The following is a 6,092-nucleotide window of genomic DNA, read 5'->3' as shown; positions in this document are numbered from 1 at the left end:
ATCCCCAAACATATGTTTCTGAAGTATGACTAAAATTTGCGCTCTAACCTAAAGCAAAGTTCTGGCTTTCCTTACGCTAATTCAACTTAAAACCTACCTGCTATCTCTTACATATAATCAAACACATTAAGTACGTTTTTCGCCACTAGTATTATGCTCTTAAATAGCTAATAATGCTGCTGGTAATGCAGCCGGGGCAAAAAATGCACAAGTATCACAAATTCACATAAAAAATAGCGGGGAAAATCCCCCGCTAACATTTTAAATTTTCTGGGACATTATCCCAAGTTATTAGTACTAAATGCTTTTGTCTATAAATTATTCAACGCTCGGCAGCTTAACGTCCACGCCGTGCTTGTCAGTGACTACCGTCATGACCGTTGGGTCGTAACCGGCTTCCTTGATGCCGTCCAGGTCAAACTCGATCAGAGTCTGCCCGGCCTTAACCAGGTCACCTTGTGCAACCTTGACGTTAAAGCCCTTGCCCTTAAGCATGACCGTGTCGATCCCGATATGGATCAGCACTTCCGCGCCAGCCGTAGTCTTCAAGCCAATCGCATGGCCAGTTTCAAACAAGGCTGCTACTTCACCGTCAACCGGAGCCTTAACCACGCCCTCAGTTGGCACTACCGCGAAGCCTTCGCCCATGGCACCAGTTGAAAAAACTGGGTCGTTGACGCTTGACAGGGCAATCACCTTGCCAGCTACCGGAGCAGTCAGAGTTTCGCTCTTTTGCTTGGCTTCGCTGCCTGGCCGCTGCTTCTTTTCAACCTTCTTGCCGGCAACCATTTCGTCGTTGTAGCCCCATACCCAGGCTACGATGAAGGAGATTACCAGAGCTGCCGCGCTGGACAAAAGGAAGGCGTAGAAGCTGGTCAAGTCGCTTGGATTCTTCGGGTTGAAGAAGGATGAGAAACCGATCAAAGAACCGGTAAAGCCGTACATGGTCCCGTGCATCAAGCCAGTGATCAAGCCGCCAACCGCTGACCCGATCAAACCTGAGATGAAGACCTTCTTAAAGCGCAGGTTGATCCCGTAGATAGCTGGTTCCGTAACCCCGCAGAAGGCTGAAACAGCTGCGGAGATACCCAAAGTCTTAGTCCCCTTCTTCTTGGTCTTCAAGGCTACAGCTAAAACCGCTGCCCCTTGGGAAACCATGGTAGTAGAAATAATCGCGTTCAGTGAGCTCTGGCCGCTTTGGGCGATCTGCTGGGCAACCAGCGGCACAACGCCCCAGTGCAGGCCGAAGATGACCAGAACTTGGTAGAAGGCACCGATCAAAAGACCGCCGATCCAGCCGGATGCTGAAACAACCCAGTTGATCAAGTCCGCGATCCCGTTGGCTACACCTTGGATCACCGGACCGGTAACCATCAAGGTCACTGCTGAAACCAGCAAGATGGTGATCAATGGCGTGAAGATCATCTGCAGGTAGTCCGGCAGGTGGTCTCTCAGCCAGTCTTCCAGTTTCTTGGCCAGCCAGGCTGCCAGAATCATTGGGAAGATTGAGTAAGTGTAGTTCAGGAACTGGAAGTTGAAGCCCCCAATGCTGAACATGGTCTTGTACTGCCCGCCCCAAGTAACCAGCTGCGGATAAGTCAAGACCCCGCCGATTACCGCGGCCACGATCGGGTCGCCATTCAGCTTCTTGGCAGCCGCGAAGCCGACCAGAATTGGCAGGAAGTAGAAGGCTGAGTCAGCCATGGCACTGACCGTGATGTAGGCCGTGCTCTTAGCGTTCAAAAGGGCCCCCAATTGCGGCAAAGTGAGCAGGGCCAGAATCCCCTTGATGATACCTGAAGCAGCGATGACGCCAACTACCGGACTCATGGAGCCAGTGATGAAGCCGATCAAGTTGCCAAAAGCTTTGGAAACCGGGTTCTTGCCGTCGTCTTCCTTAACTTCAGCTTCTTGGCCGCCTTCCGGCAAGCCGCCCAGTTCCGCCATCACGGCGTCGTAGACCTGGGTAACCGCGTTGCCGATGACCACTTGGTACTGGCCGGAAGCGTGCATTACGTCGATGACGCCGTCGGTTTCCTTCAACACTTCATCGTTGGCCTTGCTTTCGTCTTTAAGGTAGAAACGCAGACGCGTGATGCAGTGGATCAGACTGTTGATGTTCTCCTTGCCGCCTACGTTGGCGATGATCGTCTTCGCCAGGCCGCTGTAATCTTTCTTTGCCATATTCATTCTCCAAAAACCTTAGCGGGGTAACCGCTTTCTTTTAACTGTCTCTATCTTATACTTGTGCACACAAGTTGTCAACACTTTTTCTAAAATCTTTTGTTTGCGGGATTGTTTCCGGTTTCTCTTGGCAATTTATCTTGTCCATACATGTTGAAAAAATCTGCCTTTCCGGCTATAATGAGGGCAGAAAAGAATTTGGAGGCAAAAAAATGACTGCCAAGCAAGACATGATAACCCGGGACCTGGCCGGCAAGATCCGGCACGGGATCTACCCGCCCAAGAGCTTTCTGCCCAGCGAAAACGAACTGGCCGGCCTTTACGGGGCATCCCGGAACACGGTCAGAAAGTCCCTGGAAGACTTAACCAGTTTAGGACTCATCCAGAAGATCAAGGGTAAGGGCTCGATTGTGCTCGACTTTTCCCGCTTGAGCTTTCCGATTTCCCGAATCACGACTTTTAACGAATTGAACCAATCCCTGGGTCTCAAAGCTGAGACCAAGGTCCTGGAAATCAAAGAAGTAAAAGAAGTTCCCGAAGATTTCAGCTGCGAGAATACCGAGCCCTTCATCAAGGTCAAGCGGCTCAGAATCATCGACGATGAGCCCGACGTTTTGGACGTGGACTACATCTCCACCAAGTATGTCAAGGAAATCAGCCCATCCGTGGCTGAACATTCCTTATATGACTACTTTGAAAACGACCTGGGCCTCAAGATTTCCTACGCGGTCAAGGACGTCAGCGTGCAGACCGTGAGTGAGGACTTGGCCCAGATGCTGGACCTGGACCCGGACAGAAAGGCCGTCCTGGTCAAAAGCATGGTCTACCTGGAGGACACTTCCCTCTTCCAATTGACCGCTTCTTACCACAACCCCAATCGTTTCAGATTTATTGACTTTGCTCGCCGCAGCAAAATATAGGAGAAAAACATGCAAAACTTAGGTCAAAAAGTCATCTACCAGATCTACCCAAAGTCCTTCTACGACGCTAACGGCGACGGGATCGGGGACCTTCGGGGCATTATCGAGAAGATCGACTACATCAAGAAGCTGAACGTGGACATGATCTGGTTCAACCCCTTCTACGTTTCCCCGCAAAACGACAACGGCTATGACATCGCCAACTACAGAGAGATCGACCCCCGCTTCGGCACGATGGCCGACTTTGAAGAGTTGCAGGCCAAATTGGCCGACATCGGCGTGGGTGTGATGCTGGACATGGTCTTGAACCACTGCTCAACTGAACATGAATGGTTTAAAAAGGCCCTGGCCGGGGATGAAAAATACCAAAAGTTCTTCTACTTGAGACCCGGCAAGGCCGACGGCAGCCTGCCAAACAACTGGCAGTCCAAGTTCGGTGGGCCTGCCTGGTCCAAGTTCGGCGACACTGGCCTCTACTACCTTCACCTCTATGACCCGACCCAGGCTGACCTGGACTGGCACAACCCGGAAGTCAGAAAAGAACTGGAAGACGTGGTCAACTTCTGGCGGAGCAAGGGGGTCAAGGGCTTCCGCTTTGACGTCATCAACGTGACGGGCAAGAGCGAGGACCTGGTCGACTCCACCGACCCAACCGAAGAAAAGACCCTCTACACCGACACGCCAGTGGTTCACGACTACTTGAAGGAACTGAACCGGACGACTTTTGGCCAGGATGAAGACTCAATCACCGTCGGGGAAATGTCGTCAACGACCATTCCCAACAGCATCCGCTACACCAATCCTGAGGAAAAGGAACTGTCGATGGTCTTCACCTTCCACCACTTGAAGGTCGACTACAAGGACGGGGAAAAGTGGACCAAGATGCCATTTGACTTCATGAAGCTGAAGCAACTCTTAAGTGACTGGCAGACAGGGATGACGGCCGGCGGCGGCTGGAACGCGGTCTTCTGGAACAACCACGACCAGCCATGGGCCTTAAACCGCTTCGGCGATCCGGTCCGCTACCGGGAAAAGTCAGCGGAAATGCTGGCGGCCACGGTTCACTTTTTGCGGGGGACGCCATTCATCTACCAAGGTGAAGAATTGGGGATGATCGACCCGGACTACCAGTCAATGGACGAGTACGTAGACATCGAGTGCAAGAACGCCTACCAGGAACTGCTGGACAAGGGAATTGACAAAGACGAGGCCTTTGAAATCGTCAAGACCAAGGCCCGGGACAACTCCCGGGTGCCGATGCACTGGGATGCCAGCAAGTACGCCGGCTTCAGCCAAGTTAAGCCGTGGCTCATGCCGACCCACCAGGACGAAATCAATGTCGAAAAGGAACTGGCTGAAGGAGAGATTTTCGCCTTCTACCAGAAGCTGATTGCTTTGAGAAAGCAGGAAGCCGTGATTTCCGCTGGCGGTTTCCGGGAAATTCTGCCTAATGACCGGCAAGTCTTCGCCTATGTCAGAGAGCTGAATGGGGAAAAATTAGCCGTCTTCAACAACTTCTACGGAAAAGAAACCGTTGTGTCCGTGCCAAGCGACCTGCAGGAAAGCGGGCAGGTGCTTTTGGACAACTACCAAAGAGAAATGAGCCAGCTGCCAAGCCAGCTGAGCCTGCGGCCATACGAAACTTTGGCCTTTAAGATCTAAAAAAATAAATGCCCTGCGAGCGCCAGACCAAAAACTGGCTGCCTGCAGGGTGTTTTGCTTTAATAATTATAGTTTTTTCTCATTTGATAGCGCTTGAGCATATTTTTTGCTAAAATTATTTATAAGGACTTACTTTAATATTGTTCAATTTGATTATAAGTTGAGGAAGTCCTTTTCTCCTACACTCAACAAAAAAATTTGGTTTCTGTTTCTACATATTTTTCGTTGTTTCAACGATTTATGTAGCTTTTTTTGCAATGTTGTATAGTGTTTCTAATATAAAATAATAAAGGGATGACAATCATGAGACATAAACATGATCTCAACTTCAACGCCAAATTATACGGGAAAGAAAAGTTTGGTTTTCGCAAGCTGTCGGTCGGCTTGGCGGCAGTTGCTCTGGGCACCTGCTTTGTCTTAAACAGCGGGCAGCTGGTCAGCGCGGCCGACAACGCCACTGAAACTGCAGTGCAGCAGAGCGCGAGCCAAAGCAGCAGCGCAACAGATACAAGCACTGGCATAAGCTCTGCAGACACTGCAACTACCAGCGCTGATACTTCAGCGGAAAGCACGAGCCAAAGCAATAGCAGCGACAGCTCTGCGGAAAGCACGGCAACTGCTAACACCGATGCTTCAGCGGAAAACACGGCGACTGCCAGCACTGATGCTTCAGCAGAAAGCACGACCAGCGACTCTGCCGCAAAAGACGGCACTCAAGCAACTGCCGTTTCTGATACTCAAGAAACTGCCGCAGACCAGCCGGCGTCAGGAGAAAGTGAACAGCAGCAGGCAACTGATGATTCAGCAGCGGAAACTGCTGAGAGCAGCAAGCCCAGCTCAAGCCAAACCGAAACTCAGCCGGCTAAAGAAAGCAGCGTCAGCTATAACGTCACGGTTTACGACAGTGCTGAAAGTGCCCAGAGCGCGGCCGCTGACGGCGAGGTATCCAGTTCAGCGGACAAACCGGTCAATTTGACGCCAGGCAATCAAAACATCTACCTGCGCTTCAGCGTTTCCGGCATAACGCAGACTTCCAGCCCGCTTACGATCGCTTTTGACAACGCGGGAGGCTTGGGGACAGGCAGCAGCAAGGACTTCGTGCTTTCTTTTGAGGCGGGCACTACTCCCCTGCTTGAGCAAAACAAGGCGGTTTGGAACCTGATCAACAATGGCGATGGCACTTTGACCTTAAGCCGGGTTGAAAACACCAACGCCACGCACGCGGATTTTTACATCCCTGTCCAAGCCAACCGGGCCATCAACCCTGGCTTAAGCGATGAAGGAAAAGACAGCAGCTTAACGCCGGTAATCACGGCGGCTGACGGG

At 51.4% G+C, this 6,092-nt stretch carries 4 protein-coding genes; 3 read left to right on the top strand and 1 reads right to left on the bottom strand.

Annotated elements, in window-relative coordinates; all coding sequences use genetic code 11:
* Positions 1–318: 318 nt before the first annotated feature.
* Positions 319–2,184, bottom strand: a complete 1,866-nt coding sequence (locus tag lacNas_RS05205; RefSeq protein WP_201330123.1) for a beta-glucoside-specific PTS transporter subunit IIABC — start codon at positions 2,182–2,184, stop codon at positions 319–321.
* Between the two features lie 212 nt (positions 2,185–2,396).
* On the opposite strand from lacNas_RS05205, the gene treR reads away from it, so the two are divergent.
* From treR to lacNas_RS05190, 3 genes are all read left to right on the top strand, one after another.
* A complete protein-coding gene (gene treR / locus lacNas_RS05200) occupies positions 2,397–3,104 on the top strand; it encodes a trehalose operon repressor (protein WP_201330124.1) in 708 nt (235 codons plus the stop codon).
* Positions 3,105–3,113: 9 nt separating this feature from the next.
* Complete coding sequence (gene treC, locus lacNas_RS05195) at positions 3,114–4,766, top strand: alpha,alpha-phosphotrehalase (protein WP_201336091.1); 1,653 nt, start codon at positions 3,114–3,116, stop codon at positions 4,764–4,766.
* 303 nt (positions 4,767–5,069) lie between these two features.
* Positions 5,070–6,092 (top strand): YSIRK-type signal peptide-containing protein (locus lacNas_RS05190; protein WP_201346664.1); only part of this gene is annotated, 1,023 nt, incomplete at its 3' end.

The sequence above is a fragment of the Lactobacillus nasalidis genome, assembly GCF_016587775.1.
GTDB classification, from domain to species: Bacteria; Bacillota; Bacilli; order Lactobacillales; family Lactobacillaceae; genus Lactobacillus; species Lactobacillus nasalidis.
This window is presented reverse-complemented; position numbering and strand designations above follow the sequence as displayed.